At 72.1% G+C, this 18,380-nt stretch carries 19 protein-coding genes; 14 read left to right on the plus strand and 5 right to left on the minus strand.

The features are described from left to right. Position 1: 1 nt before the first annotated feature. Positions 2-898 carry an SGNH/GDSL hydrolase family protein gene (locus ABEA34_RS13185; protein WP_345521754.1) on the minus strand — a complete coding sequence of 299 codons (897 nt, stop codon included), beginning with the start codon at positions 896-898 and terminating at the stop codon, positions 2-4. Positions 899-935: 37 nt separating this feature from the next. On the opposite strand from ABEA34_RS13185, the gene ABEA34_RS13190 reads away from it, so the two are divergent. The 11 genes from ABEA34_RS13190 (at position 936) to ABEA34_RS13240 (ending at position 11,468) form a co-directional block, all read left to right on the plus strand. Then, a complete protein-coding gene (locus tag ABEA34_RS13190; RefSeq protein WP_345521755.1) occupies positions 936-1,892 on the plus strand; it encodes a cation diffusion facilitator family transporter in 957 nt (318 codons plus the stop codon). Between the two features lie 71 nt (positions 1,893-1,963). Beyond that, positions 1,964-3,106: an ROK family protein gene (locus ABEA34_RS13195; protein ID WP_345521756.1), complete on the plus strand. Its 1,143-nt coding sequence runs from the start codon at positions 1,964-1,966 to the stop codon at positions 3,104-3,106. A 65-nt stretch (positions 3,107-3,171) separates the two neighbouring features. Then, positions 3,172-4,464 (plus strand): extracellular solute-binding protein, encoded by a 1,293-nt coding sequence (locus ABEA34_RS13200; RefSeq protein WP_345521757.1) that lies wholly within the window; start codon positions 3,172-3,174, stop codon positions 4,462-4,464. 91 nt (positions 4,465-4,555) lie between these two features. After that, positions 4,556-5,482 carry a carbohydrate ABC transporter permease gene (locus tag ABEA34_RS13205; protein ID WP_345521758.1) on the plus strand — a complete coding sequence of 309 codons (927 nt, stop codon included), beginning with the start codon at positions 4,556-4,558 and terminating at the stop codon, positions 5,480-5,482. Between the two features lies 1 nt (position 5,483). Continuing rightward, positions 5,484-6,323 (plus strand): carbohydrate ABC transporter permease, encoded by an 840-nt coding sequence (locus ABEA34_RS13210; RefSeq protein WP_345521759.1) that lies wholly within the window; start codon positions 5,484-5,486, stop codon positions 6,321-6,323. Then, entirely contained in the window at positions 6,320-7,699 is a 1,380-nt protein-coding gene (locus ABEA34_RS13215) for a glycoside hydrolase family 3 protein (protein ID WP_345521760.1), read from the plus strand. The genes ABEA34_RS13210 and ABEA34_RS13215 overlap by 4 nt, the downstream gene beginning before the upstream one ends. After that, the gene (locus ABEA34_RS13220; protein ID WP_345521761.1) at positions 7,687-8,598 is read left to right on the plus strand and encodes an ROK family protein; all 912 of its coding nucleotides are present in this window, start codon (positions 7,687-7,689) and stop codon (positions 8,596-8,598) included. The genes ABEA34_RS13215 and ABEA34_RS13220 overlap by 13 nt, the downstream gene beginning before the upstream one ends. Continuing rightward, entirely contained in the window at positions 8,595-9,530 is a 936-nt protein-coding gene (locus tag ABEA34_RS13225) for an N-acetylglucosamine-6-phosphate deacetylase (protein WP_345521762.1), read from the plus strand. Before ABEA34_RS13220 ends, ABEA34_RS13225 begins: the two co-directional genes overlap by 4 nt. Further along, on the plus strand, positions 9,518-10,288 hold the full coding sequence (locus ABEA34_RS13230; RefSeq protein WP_345521763.1) for a glucosamine-6-phosphate deaminase: 771 nt from the start codon (positions 9,518-9,520) through the stop codon (positions 10,286-10,288). Before ABEA34_RS13225 ends, ABEA34_RS13230 begins: the two co-directional genes overlap by 13 nt. Before the next feature lie 2 nt (positions 10,289-10,290). Next, positions 10,291-10,989, plus strand: a complete 699-nt coding sequence (locus ABEA34_RS13235) for an aspartate/glutamate racemase family protein (protein WP_345521764.1) — start codon at positions 10,291-10,293, stop codon at positions 10,987-10,989. Beyond that, entirely contained in the window at positions 10,986-11,468 is a 483-nt protein-coding gene (locus ABEA34_RS13240; RefSeq protein WP_345521765.1) for a diadenosine tetraphosphate hydrolase, read from the plus strand. The genes ABEA34_RS13235 and ABEA34_RS13240 overlap by 4 nt, the downstream gene beginning before the upstream one ends. On the opposite strand, the gene ABEA34_RS13245 is transcribed toward ABEA34_RS13240, so the two are convergent. Beyond that, positions 11,447-12,373 (minus strand): helix-turn-helix transcriptional regulator, encoded by a 927-nt coding sequence (locus tag ABEA34_RS13245; protein ID WP_345521766.1) that lies wholly within the window; start codon positions 12,371-12,373, stop codon positions 11,447-11,449. The two genes, ABEA34_RS13240 and ABEA34_RS13245, sit on opposite strands and share 22 nt — an antisense overlap. 54 nt (positions 12,374-12,427) lie before the next feature. Between ABEA34_RS13245 and ABEA34_RS13250 the strand changes: the two genes are divergently transcribed. Beyond that, positions 12,428-12,979: a mycothiol transferase gene (locus ABEA34_RS13250; RefSeq protein WP_345521767.1), complete on the plus strand. Its 552-nt coding sequence runs from the start codon at positions 12,428-12,430 to the stop codon at positions 12,977-12,979. A 61-nt stretch (positions 12,980-13,040) separates the two neighbouring features. Here ABEA34_RS13250 and ABEA34_RS13255 read toward each other — a convergent pair whose 3' ends face one another. After that, on the minus strand, positions 13,041-13,685 hold the full coding sequence (locus ABEA34_RS13255) for a fasciclin domain-containing protein (protein WP_345521768.1): 645 nt from the start codon (positions 13,683-13,685) through the stop codon (positions 13,041-13,043). A 102-nt stretch (positions 13,686-13,787) separates the two neighbouring features. Continuing rightward, positions 13,788-14,948 (minus strand): PucR family transcriptional regulator, encoded by a 1,161-nt coding sequence (locus ABEA34_RS13260; RefSeq protein ID WP_345521769.1) that lies wholly within the window; start codon positions 14,946-14,948, stop codon positions 13,788-13,790. A gap of 95 nt (positions 14,949-15,043) precedes the next feature. Between ABEA34_RS13260 and ABEA34_RS13265 the strand changes: the two genes are divergently transcribed. Together ABEA34_RS13265 and ABEA34_RS13270 are read left to right on the plus strand one after the other, a co-directional pair. After that, a complete protein-coding gene (locus ABEA34_RS13265) occupies positions 15,044-16,159 on the plus strand; it encodes a ferredoxin reductase (RefSeq protein ID WP_345521770.1) in 1,116 nt (371 codons plus the stop codon). An 8-nt stretch (positions 16,160-16,167) separates the two neighbouring features. Next, positions 16,168-17,403, plus strand: coding sequence for a fatty acid desaturase family protein (locus tag ABEA34_RS13270; protein ID WP_345521771.1), 1,236 nt, complete (start codon positions 16,168-16,170; stop codon positions 17,401-17,403). Positions 17,404-17,496: 93 nt separating this feature from the next. On the opposite strand, the gene ABEA34_RS13275 is transcribed toward ABEA34_RS13270, so the two are convergent. Next, entirely contained in the window at positions 17,497-18,369 is an 873-nt protein-coding gene (locus ABEA34_RS13275; protein ID WP_345521772.1) for an aldo/keto reductase family oxidoreductase, read from the minus strand. Between the last annotated feature and the right edge of the window lie 11 nt (positions 18,370-18,380).

Consider the following 18,380-nt stretch of genomic DNA (forward strand, 5'->3'; position numbering starts at 1 on the left):
GCTACCGGTCGCTAGCAAGCACGTCGAGCACCAGCTGGGCGACGTGCTGCTGCTCGACGGCGAGCGGGTGGTAGGCGAGCGCGCGGTCGGCGGACGTGATCCGGCCGTTGATCCACGGGTCGTCGGCGCAGATGTCGTGGCCGGCGCTCGGCGCCCAGACGTCGACGTACTCGGCGTCCGCCTCGTCGGCCGCGTCCTCGACCGCCTCGGTCAGCTCGTGGTTGATCTGCCGGGCGAAGGCGTAGTCGCCGTCGGCCAGCGGCAGGTCGGCGCAGGTGCCGGACGCCGGCACGATCTGCGGATAGCCGACCAGCAGGATCCGCGCCCGCGGCGCGTGACGGCGTACGCCGGCGACCACCTGGACGAGGCTGTGCTCGGTCCGCTCGAGGGTCGGGTCGAGCCGGCCGCCGAGCTCGGCGACGCACGGGCTGCCCGTCGGGTCCGACGCGCGCAGCTGCGTGCACCGGCCGAGCAGGGTGCCGAAGAGGCCACCGTCGTTGCCGCCGAGGCCGATGGTCACCAGGTCGGTGTCCTTGCGCAGCGCGTCGAACTGCGGCGGCACCGAGCCGGTCATCCCGCGCTGGGCGGCCGTCATGTCCTGGGTGTCGGCGCCGCTGCAGCTGACGTCGGTGAGCTCGGTCCCCGGCATCGCCTGCGCGACCAGGGCCGGGTAGTTGACGGCGGACCGGAGGCACGCGGTGCTCGTGTCGGTCGGCGGGATCAGCGGACCCGCCGTGTAGGAGTCGCCCAGCGCGACGTACCGGTCGTACGCCGTGGGCGCGGTGGTGGGACTGCCGGTGGTCCGGGCCGGGCCCGGCGCAGGCGCTGCCTCGGTGTCGTTGCCGCACCCGGCGAGGACGCCTGCGAGCAGCGTCAGGGTGATCAAGGCGCGGAGCATGGGCCCGACGGTACGGGCGGGGCGGATACTGACCACCATGGCCTCCAGCGACGAACCCGCTGCGTCGACCGGAGGCGAGTCCCTGCTGACCGTCATCGTCGCGCTGACCGCCAACGCCGTGCTCGCGATCGCCAAGACGGCCGCCGCCCTCCTGACCGGGTCCGCGGCGATGGTCGCGGAGGCCGCGCACTCGTGGGCGGACGCCGGCAACGAGGTCTTCCTGCTGATCGCCGAGCGCAGCGGCAGCCGACCCCGGGACGAGGAGCACCCCCGCGGCTACGGACGCGCGACGTACGCCTGGTCGATGGTCGCGGCGTTCGGCCTCTTCACGGCCGGTGCCGTCGTCTCCATCTGGCACGGCGTCACGCAGCTGTCCTCCGATGTGGAGGAGACCAGCTACCTGGTCAACTACGTGGTGCTCGGCATCGCGTTCCTGCTGGAGGGGACGTCGTTCCTGCAGGCCAGCCGCCAGATCCACGGGGCGTCCCAGCGTTTCGGCATGCACCCGCTGCGCTACGTCACGCAGACGTCGAACCCGACGCTGCGGGCCGTCTTCTTCGAGGACTTCTCGGCCCTGCTCGGCATCCTCATCGCCGCCGCGGGCATCGGGCTGCACCAGCTCACCGGCAACGCGATCTTCGACGCGATCGGGTCGATCGCCATCGGCGTGCTGCTCGCTTTCGTCGCCGTCTTCCTGATCCGCCGCAACATGGACTACCTGCTGGGGGAGGCCCCGACGCCCGAGATCCGGTCGCGGGTCATCGCCGGCATCCTCGAGCACCCGCAGGTCGAGCGGATGACCTACCTGCACCTGGAGTACGTCGGCCCGGCGCGGGTCTTCGTCGTCGCGGCCGTGGACCTGGTCGGCGACGACACCGAGGGGCACCTCGCCGTACGCCTGCGGAAGGTCGAGACCGACATCGAGAAGCACCCGCTGGTCGAGGACGCCGTGCTCACGCTGTCCCTGCCCGACGCGCCGTCGCTCGCGCCGTAGCCGGATCGAGACCCGGCGAATTTCGGGGAAACGCTTGACGTCGAATATGTAAGTGCGCTGAACTAACAAACGTGACCCAGACCTCCCCGGTCGGCCGGCAGCTCCGGCCCCGCGGCAAGCTCCTCCAGGAGGACACCCGCCGCCACCACCGGTCCCTGCTGCTCCAGCAGCTGTTCCGGGAGGGCCCGGCCAGCCGGGCCGACCTGGCCCGCGCGAGCGGCCTGACTCGGGTCACGGTCTCCGACCTCGTGGGCGAGCTGGTCACCGACGGACTCCTCGAGGAGCTCGGTGCGCCGGTCGAGAGCCGGGTCGGCAAGCCGCCCACGCTGGTCGGGCTGGCCGCCGACTCGACCCACGTGATCGGCATCGACCTGTCGGCCACGGACCGGATGACCGGCGCGGTGATCAACCTCGCGGGTCAGGTGCAGGCCCGGCATGAGCTGCCGCTGGGCGGCGCCGTCGGCGAGGCCGCCGTCGCGCTGGTCCACGAGCTCGCCACGGCGCTGATCGCGATGACCGACCGCCCGGTGCTCGGCATCGGCGTCGGCAGCCCCGGCGTCGTCGACGCCAGCGGCACCGTCATCGACGCGCCCAACCTCGCCTGGACCGACACCCCGCTGGCGGCCAGCCTCGCGGACGCCCTCGGCGTCCCCGTCTTCGTGGCCAACGACGCCAACACCGCCGTCCTCGGCGAGCACACCTTCGGCGCCTCCGGCGACGGCGGCCTGATGCTGCTCCGGGTCGGGACCGGTGTGGGTGCCGGCCTGGTGCTCGGCGGCTCCCTGCTGCACGGCCACCTCGGCGCCGCGGGCGAGATCGGCCACGTCGTCGTGGACCCCGACGGCGAGCGGTGCGCGTGCTCCCGCACCGGCTGCCTGGAGACCATCCTCTCCGTCCCCCACCTCCGCCGCCGCCTCGACGAGGGCGGCCGGGCCGGGCAGACCGCGGACGAGGTCCTCGGCCGGGTCGGCGAGCAGCTCGGCGTGGCACTCGCGCCCGTCGTCGGGACGCTCAACCTGCACGAGGTCGTGCTGAGCGGCCCGCAGGAGCTGCTCGACGGCGCGCTGCGCGAGGCGACCGACCGGGTCATCCGCGAGCGGACCATGCCGGTCAGCTCCGCCGGCCTGGTCGTCCGCACCTCCCAGCTCGGCGAGGACGTCGTCCTCGTCGGGGCCGCCGTGCTCGTCCTCTCCGGACAGCTCGGCGTCTCCTGAACCAGATCTCGGAACCAGCACCACCACCACACCCGGCAAGAGAAGCTCGACGAGAGGAAACAGCGGTGCGCATCAAGAAGACTTTGGCGGTCGTGGCCATCGCCACGACAGCCGTGGCGACCCTGGCCGCCTGCGGCAGCGACAGCAGCGACGGTGACTCGTCGAGCAAGGGCCCCGACAAGGCCGACATCCGGGTCTGGCTCAACGGCACGGACACGCCCCAGGAGGCGCGGGACTGGCTGAAGAAGACCTTCGAGGAGCAGAACCCCGGCTCCACGCTGACCGTCGAGCAGCAGGAGTGGGACGGCCTCGTCGAGAAGCTCACCACCTCGCTGTCGAGCGCGTCCGAGACCCCGGACGTCGTCGAGATCGGCAACACCCAGGCCCCGACCTTCACCTCGGCCGGCGCCTTCGCCGACCAGACCGACCAGCTCGCCTCGCTCGGTGGCGACGACCTGCTCCAGGGGTTCGTCGACGGCGCGACGGTCGACGGCAAGACGTACGCCGTCCCGTACTACGCCGGGTCGAAGTACATCTTCTACCGCAAGGACCTCTTCGAGGCGGCCGGCATCACCGCCGTACCGACCACGTTGGACGAGTTCATCGACGACGCGATCAAGCTGAAGAAGGCCAACCCCAAGCCGGCCAACTTCTCCGGCTTCTGGTTCCCGGGTCAGGACTGGCGCAACGGCGCGGCCTTCGTGTGGGACAAGGGCGGTGACCTCGCGACCGACGACGGCGGCGAGTGGAAGGGCTCCCTGGAGTCCGAGGAGTCGATCGCCGGTCTCGAGACCGCGCAGAAGCTCTTCTCCGAGGCCTCCGGCGCGGCCAAGGACGGCAACGAGGCCGACTCGTGGACGCCGTTCTGCGCCGGTGAGATCGGCATGGTCTCGGCCCCCGGCTGGATCAAGGGCCTGATCCTGGACCCGAAGACCGGATGCCCCGACACGTACGGCAAGGAGATCGGTGTCTTCGCGCTGCCGGGCTCGGACGGCCAGCCCGCCCCGGTGCTCCTCGGCGGCTCCGACATCGCGATCGCGGCCAAGTCGGCCAACCAGGGCCTCGCCCAGAAGGCCGTCGCGCTGATGCTCAGCAAGGACTACCAGACGATCATGGCGAAGGCCGGCCTCACGCCCGCCCTCACCTCGCTGGCGCCGCTCCTCGGTGACGACGAGTTCGCCCAGGCCACGATCGCGGCCGCCTCGAACGCCAAGCTCACCCCGGCCGCTCCGGGCTGGGCCAACGTCGAGGGATCGCGGGTCCTCGAGGACCTGTTCAGCGCGCTGGCGCAGGGCGGCGACCCCGCCGAGCTGGCCGCCAAGGCCGACGAGCAGATGAACTCGCAGCTCAACGGCTGACCGCCACCACGAGCGACACCCAGCACGTACGGCCGGGGCGGTGCGAACCGCCGCCCCGGCCGTGCCATGCCCACACCGAGGAGGGGGGACGATGACCGACATGACCACCGACTTCGGCCGCCCGCCGAAGCCCCGCCGCAGCGCGCTGCCGTACCTGCTCCTGGTGCCGGCCGCCGTGGCGCTCGCCGTCGCCCTCGGCTACCCGCTGGTGCGCCAGGTCGTGCTCTCGTTCCAGGACTTCGGCCTGGCCCAGCAGTTCGGCAAGCCGCCGGAGTGGGTCGGGACCGACAACTACCGCGAGCTGATCACCGACCCCTACCTGTGGCGGGTCACCCTCCGGTCGCTGGTGTTCTGCTTCGTGAACGCCGCGGCCACGATGGCGATCGGGGTCGGGCTCGCCCTGCTGATGCGGCACATGTCGCGCTGGGTGCGGCTGCTCCTGCAGACGGGTCTCCTGCTGGCGTGGGCGATGCCGGTCGTCGCCTCGCTGACCGTGTGGCAGTGGCTCTTCGACACCCAGTACGGCGTCGTCAACTACGTCCTGACCGAGCTCGGCTTCGACTACGAGGGCCACTCCTGGCTGCTGCAGCCGCTCTCCTTCTTCTTCGTCGCGACCGTGATCGTCGTGTGGATGAGCGTCCCCTTCGTCGCCTTCACGGTGTACGCCGCGCTCACCCAGGTCCCCGAGGAGCTGATGGAGGCCGCCGAGATCGACGGCGCCGGCGGCTGGGGACGGCTGCGCAACATCGTGCTCCCGACCATCCGCCCGGTGCTGCTGGTCGTCGCGCTGCTCCAGGTGATCTGGGACCTGCGGGTCTTCACGCAGATCTACATCCTCCAGCAGGCGGGCGGGTCGACCCGGGACACCAACCTGCTCGGCACCTACATCTACCGCCTGGGCATCGGCGGCGGGAAGTTCGGCATGGCCGCGGCCGTCGCCGTCTTCATGCTCGTGCTCACGGTGGTCCTGACCGCGCCGTACGTCCGGTCCATGCTCAAGCAGGAAGGGGAGGACTGACATGCCTCGCCCCGTCAGCCGTCCTCTCCGCGTCACCGCCAACGTCGTCGGCCTGGTCGCCTTCGTGGTCGCCGCCTTCCCGGTCTACTGGATGATCAACAGCTCGTTCCTGGACCGCAACGAGATCCGCAACCCGGTGCCGACCTGGGTGCCGTTCGGCGGCGACCTCGACAACTTCCGGACTGTCTTCGAGACCGACCAGTTCGTCAACGCGATGAAGATCAGCCTGATGGTCACGCTGCTGACCATCGTGGTCGCGCTCGCCTTCGCGTTCGTCGCCGCCGTGGCGGTGTCGCGCTTCCGCTTCCGCGGCCGGATGTCCTTCATCGTGACCCTGCTGGTCATCCAGATGATCCCCGTCGAGGGCCTCTTCATCTCCCAGTACAAGATGCTGGAGACCATGGACCTGCTCAACACGGTCGTCGGCCTCAGCCTGGTCTACGTCTCGCTGGTCCTGCCCTTCACGATCTGGACCCTGCGCGGCTTCGTCGCCGGGGTGCCCTACGAGCTCGAGGAGGCCGCGATGATGGACGGCTGCTCGCGCACCCAGGCGTTCTTCCGGATCACCTTCCCGCTGCTCGCGCCCGGCCTGGTCGCCACCGGGGTCTTCGGGTTCATCCAGGCATGGAACGAGTTCTCCCTCGCCCTCATCGTGATGACCCGCGAGGACCACCGCACGCTGCCGCTGTGGCTGTCGACCTTCACCGACGTCAACCGCGGCACCGACTGGGGCGGCATCATGGCCGGCTCCACGCTGATCGCCGTGCCGGTCATCATCTTCTTCCTGGTCGTCCAGGGGCGGATGGTCAGCGGCCTCACCGCGGGCGGGGTGAAGGGATGAGCTCGGTCCCCACCCTGGCGCTCCGCGTCCAGCTCCCCGCCTTCGCCGGTACGACGCTCCCCGACGACTACGCCGGGCTGCTCGCCGAGGGCCTCGGCGGCGTCTGCTACTTCGGCAGCAACACCGCCGGCGGGCCGCCGGCCGTCGCCGAGCTCAGTGCGGCGATCAGGGCCGCCAACCCGCGTGCCGTCATCGCCGTCGACGAGGAGGGCGGCGACGTCACCCGTCTGCACGCCCTCGACGGCAGCCCGGTGCTCGGGCCCGCGGCCCTCGGCGCGGCCGACGACCTCGCCCTCACCCGTGACACCGGGCGCGCGATCGGCACCGAGATGGCCGCCGCCGGGATCAACCTCGACTTCGGCCCCGTCGCCGACGTCAACTCGCACCCGGACAACCCGGTGATCGGCACGCGCAGCTTCGGCACCGACCCGGCGCGCGTGGCGGCGCACGTCGCCTCCTGGGTGACCGGCCTGCAGGAGGCGGGTGTCGCCGCCTGCGCCAAGCACTTCCCGGGCCACGGCGACACGGCCCAGGACAGCCACCTCGAGCTGCCGACGGTCGACGTCGACCTGGCGACCCTGGCCGCCCGCGAGCTGGTGCCGTTCGCGGCGGCGGTCGAGGTCGGGATCGCCTCGGTGATGACCTCGCACATCGTCGTGCCCGCCCTCGACGCGGAGCTGCCCGGCACCCTCAGCGCACCGGTGCTGGGGCTGCTGCGCGACCGGCTCGGGTACGACGGCGTGATCGTCAGCGACGCCCTCGACATGGCCGGCGCGTCCGCCGGTCGCGGGATCCCGGAGGCGGCCGTCCTCTCGCTCGCCGCCGGTGCCGACCTGCTGTGCATCGGTTCGGACAAGCCGGCCGCGCTGGTCCGCGCGACGCAGGACGCGATCGTCGCGGCCGTGCACGACGGACGGCTGTCGCGGGAGCGCCTCGAGCAGGCGGCCGCGCGCATCGACCGGATGCTCGACGGGCTGGCCGCGCCCACGGCGTACGACGTCGACGCGGACGCGCAGCTCGACGGCGCTCGTCGCGCGGTGACCGTCGACGGCGAGCTGCCCGACCTCGGCGGTGCCGTGGTGGTCAGCGTCGCCTCGGCCGCCAACATCGCGATCGGCGAGGTGCCCTGGGGCCTGACCCCTGACGTCGTGATCGCGCCGGGCGAGCCCGTGCCCCCGGGCCGGCCGGTCGTGCTGCAGGTGCGCGACCTCCACCGGCGGCCCGAGATCGTGGTCGACGGCGCGGCCGTCGTGGTGGAGTGGGGCTGGCCTGGACCGTACGGCGGGCCGGTGCCGCGGATCTGCGCGCGCGGCTACTCTCGTCCCGGTGCGGCCGCTGTGACCGAACTGCTGCGAAAGGCCGGGTGGGAGCGGTGACCGCCGCGCTGAGTGTGGGCCTCGACATCGGGGCGACCAAGACTCTCGGGCTCGTCCTCGACGCCGACGGCGGGATCCTCGCCGAGGTGCGCGAGCCGACCAAGCCCGGCGCCGACGGCATCGTGGGCTCCGCCGCCCGGGTCTTCGACGCGTTGCGGGACGCGACCGGCCAGTCGCTCGCCGGCACCGTCGGGGTCGGCATCCCCGGCCTCGTCGACGTCGAGCGCGGCTCGGTCAAGCACGCCGTCAACCTGGGCGTCGACGGCGACTGGCTGCCGCTGCGGGACCTCCTCGCCGCGCGTCTCGGGGTCCCGGTCGTGCTCGAGAACGACGTCAACGCCGCCACCCTCGGTGCCGCGGCGCTGAGCGGCGCCGACGACCTCGTCTACCTGAGCATCGGCACCGGCCTCGCCGCCGGCCTGGTCCTCGACGGCCGGCTGCGGCGCGGCGAGCACGGTGCCGCCGGCGAGATCGGGCACGTGCCGGTCGACCCGCAGGGCAACGTCTGCCAGTGCGGCCAGCGCGGCTGCCTCGAGACCATCGCGTCGGGCTCGGCCCTGGCCGCGGCGTGGCCGTCCGGCAACGTCCCGCCGGCCCAGGCGCTCTTCGAGGCCGCCCGCTCGGGCGACCCGTCGGCCGTCGTGGTCCGCGACCGGTTCACGCGCGGCGTCGCGAGTGCGATCCGGGTGCTCAGCCTGGCCGTCGACCCCGCGAGCATCGTGCTCGGCGGGGGCGTGGCGCAGCTCGGCGAGCCGCTGCGCGACGCCGTCGCGCAGGCGCTGCTCGAGCAGGCCGCGAGCTCGCCCTTCCTGGCCTCGCTCGACCTCGCGGGCCGGCTGAGCGTCGTCCCCTCCGACTACCCGGTCGCGGCCGTCGGCGCGGCGTTCCTCGGTCGATGAGCACCCACCCGGGCCTCGTCGACCTCCAGGTCAACGGTGCCGCCGGCATCGACCTCACCGCCGAGCCGCACCGGCTCTGGGAGGTCGCGGCCGCCCTCCCGGCGTACGGCGTCGTCGCGTTCGCGCCGACCGTCATCACGAGCGACCCCGCCGCGCGCGAGGTGGCGCTCGCGACCCTCGCCGCCGGACCGCCCGCGGGCTGGGTGGGCGCCGAGCCGCTCGGCCTGCACCTCGAGGGGCCGATGATCGCGCCCAGCCGCAAGGGGGCGCACCCGGAGCACTGGCTGCGCGCGCCGTCGTTCGACCTGGTCGACGGCTGGTCGCGCGAGGCCGGGGTCGCGATGGTGACGATCGCGCCCGAGCTGCCCGGTGCGCTCGCGGTGATCGAGCGGCTCGTCGCGCGCGGCATCGTCGTGTCGGTGGGGCACACCGCGGCCACCACCGCCGACGTGGTGGCCGCCGTCGAGGCCGGTGCCCGCTGCGTCACCCACCTCGGCAACGCGATGGCGCCGCTGCTGCCGCGCGAGCCCGGTCCGGTCGGTGTGGCGATGGGCGGGGACGACCTCGTCGCCGGCCTGATCGTCGACGGCCACCACCTCGACCCGCACTTCGTACGGGCGGCCTGGCGTGCGCTCGGCCCGACCCGCTTCCTCTCGGTCTCCGACACGACCGCGGCTCTCGGCCTGCCCGACGGCCCGACCCGGCTCGGCGACCAGGAGGTCGTCGTCGCCGACGGCACGGTCCGCCTGCACGACGGGACCCTCGCCGGCTCGGCCGCCTCGCTGCTCGGGTGCCTGCGCCACCTCGTCGCCCAGACCGGCTGCTCGGTCGAGGACGCGGTCGCCACCGCCACGACCACGCCGCTCTCGCTGCTCGGCCTGCCGGCCCGCGAGGAGACCATCGACCTGGAGGAGCTCGGATGGAGGTCGTGATCACCGGCGTCGCTGCGGAGCTCGCCGCCGACGCGATCGAGGCGCTGATGCGCGCGCAGCCGTCCGCGGTGCTCGGGCTGGCGACCGGCTCGAGCCCGCTCTCGACGTACCAGGAGCTCGTCCGCCGCCACCGCGCCGGCACCGGCCCGTCGTACGGCGAGGTCCGTTGCTTCACGCTGGACGAGTACGTCGGCCTGCCCGTCGGTCACCCCGAGACCTACCGGGAGACGATCTTCCGCGAGCTGACCGACGACCTGGGGATCGACCGCGACCGGGTGGCGTCGCCCGATGCCGGCGACCCGCAGCACGCGGGCTCGCGCTACGAGGCGGCGATCGTCGCCGCGGGCGGCGTCGACCTGCAGGTGCTCGGGATCGGTGCCGACGGGCACCTGGCGTTCAACGAGCCCGGGTCGTCGCTGGCCTCCGCCACCCGGATGAAGACCCTCACCGACCAGACCCGACGCGACAACGCGCGCTTCTTCGGCTCGGTCGACGAGGTGCCGCGGCACGTGCTGACGCAGGGCCTCGGCACCATCCTGCGCGCGCGGCACCTGCTGATGATCGCCACCGGTGCGGGCAAGGCGGCCGCGGTCGCCGCCGCGGTCGAGGGTCCGCTGTCCGCGTCGTGCCCGGCATCCGTGCTCCAGCTGCACCCGCACGCCACCGTGCTGCTCGACGCCGAGGCAGCGTCCGGGTTGGAGCGCCTCGACTACTACCGCGAGGTGCACGCCGGGAAGCCGTCCTGGCAGGGTCTGTGACCATGCGACGCATCGGCCTGCTGGGCGGGATGAGCTGGGAGAGCTCGGCGCTGTTCTACGACCTGCTCAACCGCGGGGTCACCGAGCGGCTCGGCGGGCTGCACTCCGCGCGGGTCCTGATGAGCTCGGTCGACTTCGCCGAGATCGAGGAGCTCCAGCGCGCCGGTGACTGGGACCGCGCCGGCGAGGTGCTCGCCGGCGAGGCGAAGCGGCTCGAGGCGGCCGGCGCCGAGCTCCTCGTGCTGTGCACCAACACGATGCACAAGGTGGCGCCGGCGATCGAGGCGGCGACCGGCGTACCTCTCCTGCACCTGGGTGACGTCACCGCCGCCGCCGTCCGACGTGCCGGGCTGACGACGATCGGTCTGCTCGGCACCCGGTTCACCATGGAGCAGCACTTCTACGTCGACCGGATCGCGCGGCACGGCATCGCCGTGCTGGTGCCGCCGCCCGAGGACCGCGAGGTCGTCCACCGGGTGATCTACGACGAGCTGGTGCTCGGCGTCGTCCGCGACGAGTCACGCACGGCGTACGCCCAGGTGATGGAGCGTCTCGTCGCCCGCGGCGCGGAGGGCATCGTCCTCGGCTGCACCGAGATCGAGCTCCTCGTCGGCGCCGACGACACCTCGGTGCCGGTCTTCCCGACCACGCAGCTGCACGTGGACGCGGCGTTGGACGCGGCCCTGCGGGAGGACGCATGACCGATGACTACCGCGACGACTACGTGGGAACGGCGCTGGCCGGCACCAACCCGATGGTGCTCCGACGCATGCGAGCGGGCTTCGCGGTGATCGCGGACGTCCAGCATCTGCCGGGCTACTGCGTGCTGATCACGGACGACCCCGACGCCGACCAGCTGATCGACCTGTCGCCGGCGCAGCAGGTCGTCTTCCTCGAGGACATGGCGATCCTGGGGCGAACGGTGGCCGCGGTGTGCGCCCGCCGCGACCCCCGGTTTCGCCGGATCAACCTGGAGATCCAGGGCAACACCGACGCGTTCCTGCACGCGCACGTCACGCCCCGTTACGAGTGGGAGCCGGCCGACATCGTGGGTCGGACCGCCCAGCTCCACCATCTGCAGGGCCTGGTGACCGCCGAGCACCGCACCGGGCCACAGCACGACGACCTTCGCGCCGAGCTGCTCGCCGAGCTGGACCGTCAGGTCGACAGCGCCCGCTGAGACTCACGACCGGAGGTCGCGGACCCGGCCGCCGCGTCCAACCGCTGCGCCAGCCCGGCGAGCGCCGCGCGCACCTCGTCGCCGACGACGGTGAAGCGGACCGGGATCAGGGCGAGGTGGCGGGCGTACCAGTCGGGGTCGTCGGTGGTCGCGACCATCCGGGTCCGGCCGTCGGGCAGCGCCTCCAGCCGGGCGAAGCTGCGCGGCACCCACCGCTCGACCTGCTCCGGCGGTGCCTCGACGACCACCTCGACGGCGTACCTCCAGCCCTGCGAGAAGTGCTCCTCGACGGTGCGCATCGCGTCCAGGTCGTCCGGCGGCTCGAACGTCTCCGCCAGCGGCTCCGTCGACTCGACGCGGTCGACCCGCAGCACGCGCTGGGCCTCGCGGCTGCGGGACCAGCAGAGCAGGTACCACCGGCTGTGCCGCAGCACGACGGCCCACGGCTCGACCTCCATCACCGACGTGCGCCGGCCGGTCCGGTAGGACAGTCGCAGCACCCGTCGGGCCGAGCACGCGGCCAGCAGCCGCTCGAGGTGCTCGTGCGTGGCCGTGTCACCCGACGACGTCGGGGTGGGTACGGCGACCCGCTCCGGCAGCACGCGCAGGATCTTGGCGAGCGCCCCACCGACGACGTCCGCCGGGTCGGCCGCGCCACGGTGCCCCTCGATCGTGGCCATCACCAGGCCGGTCGCCTCGGCCGCCGTGAACATCAGCGGGGGCAGCCGCAGCCCGCGCCCGACCCGGTAGCCGCCGTACGGGCCGCTCACCGACTCGACCGGCAGGTCGGCCTCGCGCAGGATCGCGACGTACCGCCGGGCCGCGCGGCCGGTGACGCCGAGCCCGGCGCCGAGCTGGTCGGCCGTGATCCCCGGGCGCGCCTGGATCAGCTCGAGCGCGCGCAACGCTCGGGCGGTCGGGGAAGTAGATCGTCCGGGAATGACCCTAGTGTGCCGTACATGACGGAGATCAACATCGGACAGGAACCCCCACTCGCCGGCACCGAGGTCGAGGCCCTGATCGGGTCGCTCGACCGGATGCGCGGCTACCTGCTGTGGAAGTGCGGCGGGCTCGACGCCGCCGGCATCCGCGCCACGCTCGGCCCCTCGACGATCACGCTGGGCGGGCTGCTCAAGCACCTCGCGGTGGTCGAGGCGATCACCTTCTCGTTCAAGATGCACGGGCGCGCGCCCTTCGCGCCGTTCGACACCGCGGACTGGGACGACGAGGGCTGGCACTGGCGGGTCGAGGACGACGACACCCCGGAGTCGCTCGAGGCGCTCTTCCAGGAGTCGGTCGCGAAGGGTCAGGCGCTGGTCGCCGAGGCGATCGCGGACGGCGGCCTCGGCGGGCTCACGGAGGCGGCCAACGACGAGGGCGAGCACGCCAACGTGCGGCGCATGGTGCTCGACATGATCGAGGAGTACGGCCGCCACGTCGGCCACGCCGACCTGATCCGCGAGTCGGTCGACGGGCTGGTGGGCGAGGACCCTCCGGGCGAGCGGCCCTGAGGGGACGTCATACGAATCGAGCCACGGAAGGCCACGATTCGCATGACGTCCCGGCGATGCGTCAGAGGTCGATCGGCAGCAGCACCCGGTTGATCGCGTGCGCGATCTGCGGGTTGCCCTTGTTGATGTCCGTCGCGATCACGCGCGGGTTCGCCAGGTCGGGATCGGCGTCGACGAGCGTGACCTTCTTGCCCTTCACCTGGACGGTGATCTTGCCGCCCTGTGCGGTCTTCAGCTTCTTGCCGTCCGCCGCGAGGACCTTCTTCGCGCCGAGGGTCTTGCCGGGGACGACGTGGTAGAGCAGCACGGTCTCGATCACGTCGATGCCGGCGGCCTTCGCGAGTGCGTTGAACGTCGCCTTCTCGGTCTTCGGCGTCTTGCCGGTGAGCGTCTTCGCGAGCGCTCGGAAGGCGCGGTCGGTCGGCAGGAACGCCGTGAGCTTGGCCTTCCGCTTGGCGAGCACGCCGACCGGGCTCTTCGGCTTCTCGGCGAGCACGGCGGTGACCGCCGCGTCCAGGATGTCGAAGTCCCCCCACTTCTTGTCGAAGCGGTGGCCATCGGCGGCGAGCACGTCGGCGAGACTCGTCGTACGCGCTCGTTCGCTGGTGCCTGACGCCGCCTGGGCGCCGGGTGCGGCGGCCACGGTGCCCGTGGCTGCGAGGACGACGGCGGTGAAGCCGGCGGCAACGGTGTGCTTCCTGATCATCTGGGTTTCCCTCCCCGAAATCGGCGGCCGGACGGCCGCGCTAGGTGCAGTTGCACCGGTGGTTCGGAGCCGATCCAGGATCGGATGGAGAAATCTCGAGATCTATCCGAGAGCGACCGTGAGGGCCAGCACCGTCTCCGGGTCGTCGAGGCGGTCGCCGTACAGCTCGCGCAGCTGGCCCATCCGGTAGCGCACGGTCTGGGCGTGCACGAAGAGGTCGGCGGCGACGTCCTCGCGCCGGCCCTGGTGCAGCAGCCACGAGCGCAGGGTGTCGGCCAGCTTCTCGGCCGTGCCCGGCCGCAGGTCGGCGAGCGGCGCGAGCATCTGGGTGCGCAGGTCCGCGCGTGCGGCCGGGTCGGCGTCGAGGACCAGCGGCACCAGGTGCGCCTCGGTGTCCAGGTCGAGGCCGGCGGCGCGGGCGCGCAGGGCTCGGTCGTACGACGCGCGCACCTCGAGCCACGGCCGGGGAGGACCGGCCGTGCAGCCGCGGGTGCCGAGGGTGCGCAGCAGCGCCGTACGCCGGTGGCCGTGCGCGTCCGGCACGAGCAGCAGCACGCTCTCCTCGAGGTCGGGTGCGTCGGTGGCGGCGATCGTGCCCGGTGAGACGGACGCGAGCACCGGCCGCAGCTGCGACTCCGGCACGATCACCGCGGTCAGCGTCACGGGCTGCTCCCACCCGGCGCGCTCCGCGGCGGCCTGGACGGTCTCCACCGGGGAGCCGGTGAGCAGGTGGTGGGCAATCCGCTCCAGCCGCCGCTGCCGCACCCGACCGGTCGTCGCGAGCTCGTCGGTGTGGCCGGCGACGCTGGCCGCGGACAGCTCGTCGATGTAGGCGAAGACCAGCTCCGCGAACGCGACCAGCGTCTCGGCGTCCAGCCCGTTGCGCACCGCCGTCGTCGACATCTCGCGCCAGGAGACCCGGGCGCCGATCCGGTACGCCGCGAGCAGCGCCTCGGTCGTCCGCCCGCTCCGGGCCTCACCCCGGCCGAGCTGGTAGGCGCCCTCGACCGCGGGCGCGGCCGGTGTCGAGACGTCGGTGCCGCGCTTGCCGCTGGCCAGCGAGAGGAAGCCGCCGAGCGCGAGCTGCACGGCGTTGCGGATGGTCTCGCCCATCGGCCCGCTGAACGCGTCGGTGTAGCTGGGGACCTCGTCGATGATGGCCGCGACCACGTGCTCGGCCACGTCGGGCAGCTCCCCGCGCATCCGCTCCACGGCGAGCGGAGGCAGCCGGATTCCGTGATCTGCGGTACGTCGAGGGGTCACCATCGGTCCTTTTTATCATCTGCGAACAACTGTGACACAGATCTTCACGTGTTGCGGTCATGTTCTTGCGCGCTGTGAGCAGCACACTGGAGTACATGAGCATCGCCCTCCCCTCCACCACGACGCGGTCCACCCGCGGTCGCTCGCTGCGGGACAGCCTGCGCCGGGTCGCGGAGGCCGCGGTCACCCCGCTCGAGCTGAGCGACGTGCTCGACGTCTTCCACCCGCTGCGCCGCGGCGCGGACCTCCGGGCCAAGATCGTCGAGGTCCGCGCCGAGACCCACCAGTCGGCGACCATCGTGCTGCAGCCAGGCCGCGACTGGTCCGGCCACGTGCCCGGCCAGTACGTCCGCGTCGGCGTCGACGTCGACGGGGTCCGCCTCTGGCGCACCTACTCGCTGACGCACGGCCCGCGCGCAGACCGCCGCATCAGCATCACCGTCAAGGCGATCCCCGACGGCGTCGTCTCCCAGTACCTCGTCCACGGCGCCCGCGCCGGCCAGATGATCCAGCTCGACCAGGCGCAGGGCGAGTTCGTGCTCCCGCAGCCGATCCCCGGCAAGCTCCTGCTGGTCACCGCCGGCTCCGGCATCACCCCGGTCATCGGCATGCTGCGCAACCTCTTCTCCCGCGCGGAGCGCCCGAAGACCGACATCGTGCTGCTGCACTCGGCCCTCTCCCGGGCCGAGGTGATCTTCGGCAGCGAGCTGCGGCAGTACGACGCCGCCGGGTGGCTGCGCCTCGTCGAGCTGCACACCGACACCCACGGCATGCTCGACGTCGACGACCTCGACGAGATCGTGCCCGACCTGGCCGAGCGCACGGCGTACGCCTGCGGGCCGGCCGGGCTGCTCGACGCGCTCGAGGAGCACTACGTCGGCCGCGAGCTCGTCCTCACCACCGAGCGCTTCCGTCCCGCGACCGTCGTGGCGGGTGAGGGTGGCACGGTCACCTTCGCCAACGGCACGGTCGTCGAGGCCGACGGCGCCACCCCGATCCTCGACGCGGCGGAGAACGCCGGCGTCCTGATGCCCAGCGGCTGCCGGATGGGCATCTGCATGGGCTGCGTCGTCCCGATGAGGGAAGGCGCCGTGCGCGACCTGCGCAACGGCGCGCTGACCGTCGCGGTCCCCGGCGAGACCGGGCCCGGCGGCGTACGCATCCAGACCTGCATCAACGCGGCCGCCGGGCCGTGCCACATCGACCACTAGGAGTGACGATGACCACGATCACCAAGAAGCCCGTCAACCCGACCGCCCACCTCACCCCCGAGGACATCGAGACCCTGGGTCTCGAGCTCGACGCGATCCGCCAGGACGTGCTCGACAGCCGGGGCGAGAAGGACGCGGCGTACATCCGCAACATCGTCACCGTGCAGCGCCGCCTCGAGCTGGCCAGCCGCGCGGTGCTCCTCGGCTCGGCGCTGCCGCCGCTCTGGGTGCTCGGGACGGTCGGCCTGTCGGTCGCCAAGATCCTCGAGAACATGGAGATCGGCCACAACGTCATGCACGGCCAGTGGGACTGGATGCGCGACCCGAAGATCCACTCGACCACCTGGGAGTGGGACAACGCGTCGACCGCCGAGGGTTGGAAGCACTCGCACAACGAGATCCACCACACGTACACGAACATCGTGGGCAAGGACAACGACCTCGGCTACGGCATCATGCGCGTCGACGAGGACCAGCGCTGGCACCCGATGTACCTCGCCCAGCCGCTGTGGAACTTCATCAACGCCTGCTTCTTCGAGTACGGCATCGCGGCGTACGACCTCGAGCTCGGCAAGAACCTGGCCGTCCCGAAGGAGAAGCGCAGCGAGACCTTCAAGGCCAATGCCCGCAAGACGCTCAAGAAGATCCGCAAGCAGGCCACCAAGGACTACGTCGTCAACCCGGCGCTCGCGATCCCGTTCGGCGGCTTCCTGCCGACGCTGGCCGCCAACTTCACCGCCAACCTGGTGCGCAACCTCTGGTCGCACTCGGTGATCATGTGCGGTCACTTCCCCGAGGGCGTCGAGACCTTCGAGCGGAAGTCGATCCCGGAGAACGAGACCCGCGGCGAGTGGTACCTGCGCCAGATGCTCGGCTCCGCCAACATCTCCGGCTCCAAGGCGATGCACCTGATGAGCGGCAACCTGTCGCACCAGATCGAGCACCACCTCTTCCCCGACCTGCCGTCCAACCGCTACGCCGAGGTCGCGCCGAAGGTGCACGCGCTCTTCGACAAGTACGGCCTCAACTACCACGAGGCGCCGCTGCCGCAGCAGGTCTACTCGGCCTGGCACAAGGTGGTCCGGCTCTCGCTGCCCAACGGCTGGATGGCGACGACCACCGTCAAGAACGCGCCCGAGCAGGCCAAGCTCCTCTGGGCGATGACCACCAAGGGCCCGAAGGTCCGCCGCGCCGCCGCTGCTCGTCTGCAGCAGCAGGCGCGTCGGATGACGACGGCTGCCTGACCGCTTCAGGGATACCCGGTTAACCGGGTATCCCTGAACTTCTCGGGCATTGCAGTGCCTGAGGAGTTCACGAAGTGCCCGAGGAGTACGCCGTCAGCGACCGATCGCGTCGAGCTCGGCCACGTCCTCGGGCGACAGCACCAGCCCCGCACCGGCGACGTTCTCGCGCAGGTGCGCGACGGACGAGGTGCCCGGGATGAGCAGGATGTTGGGCGAGCGCTGGAGCAGCCAGGCAAGCGCGACCGCCATCGGCGAGGCGTCAAGCCGCTCGGCCACCGCCGAGAGCGCCGAGGACTGCAGCGGCGAGAAGCCGCCGAGCGGGAAGTACGGCACGTACGCGATGCCCTGCTCGGCCAGGGAGTCGACCAGCTCGTCGTCCGAGCGGCGGGCGAGGTTGTAGAGGTTCTGCACGCAGACGATCGGCGCCATGGCCTGGGCCTCCGCGACCTGCTCGGCGTTGACCGTCGACAGTCCGAGGTGCCGGATCAGGCCCTCCTGCTGCAGCTCGACCAGCGCGCCGTACGGCTCCGCCAACGAGCCCGGCTCCGGACCCTCCACGGCGCCGAGGCGCAGGTTGACGACGTCGAGAGTGTCGAGGCCGAGGTTCTCCAGGTTGTCGAGCACGGCCTGGCGCAGCTCGTGCGGCGCCCGCGCGTGCGGCCAGCCACCCTCGGCGTCACGTCGGGCACCGACCTTGGTCACGATGGTCAGGGAGTCGGCGTAGGGGTGCAGCGCCTCCTTGATGATCCGGTTGGTGACGTGCGGGCCGTAGAAGTCGCTGGTGTCGATGTGGGTGATGCCCAGCTCGACCGCCGTCCGGAGCACGTCGAGCGCTCCGTCGTGGTCGGCCGGCGGCCCGAAGACGCCGGGACCGGCGAGCTGCATGGCGCCGTACCCGACGCGGGTGACCGTCAGGTCGCCCATCGTCCAGGTGCCGCCGGGGAGTGAGGTCGTGGAGGTCGTCATGCCTCCACCTT

It is taken from the genome of Nocardioides conyzicola (assembly GCF_039543825.1).
In the GTDB taxonomy this organism is placed as follows: domain Bacteria; phylum Actinomycetota; class Actinomycetes; order Propionibacteriales; family Nocardioidaceae; genus Nocardioides; species Nocardioides conyzicola.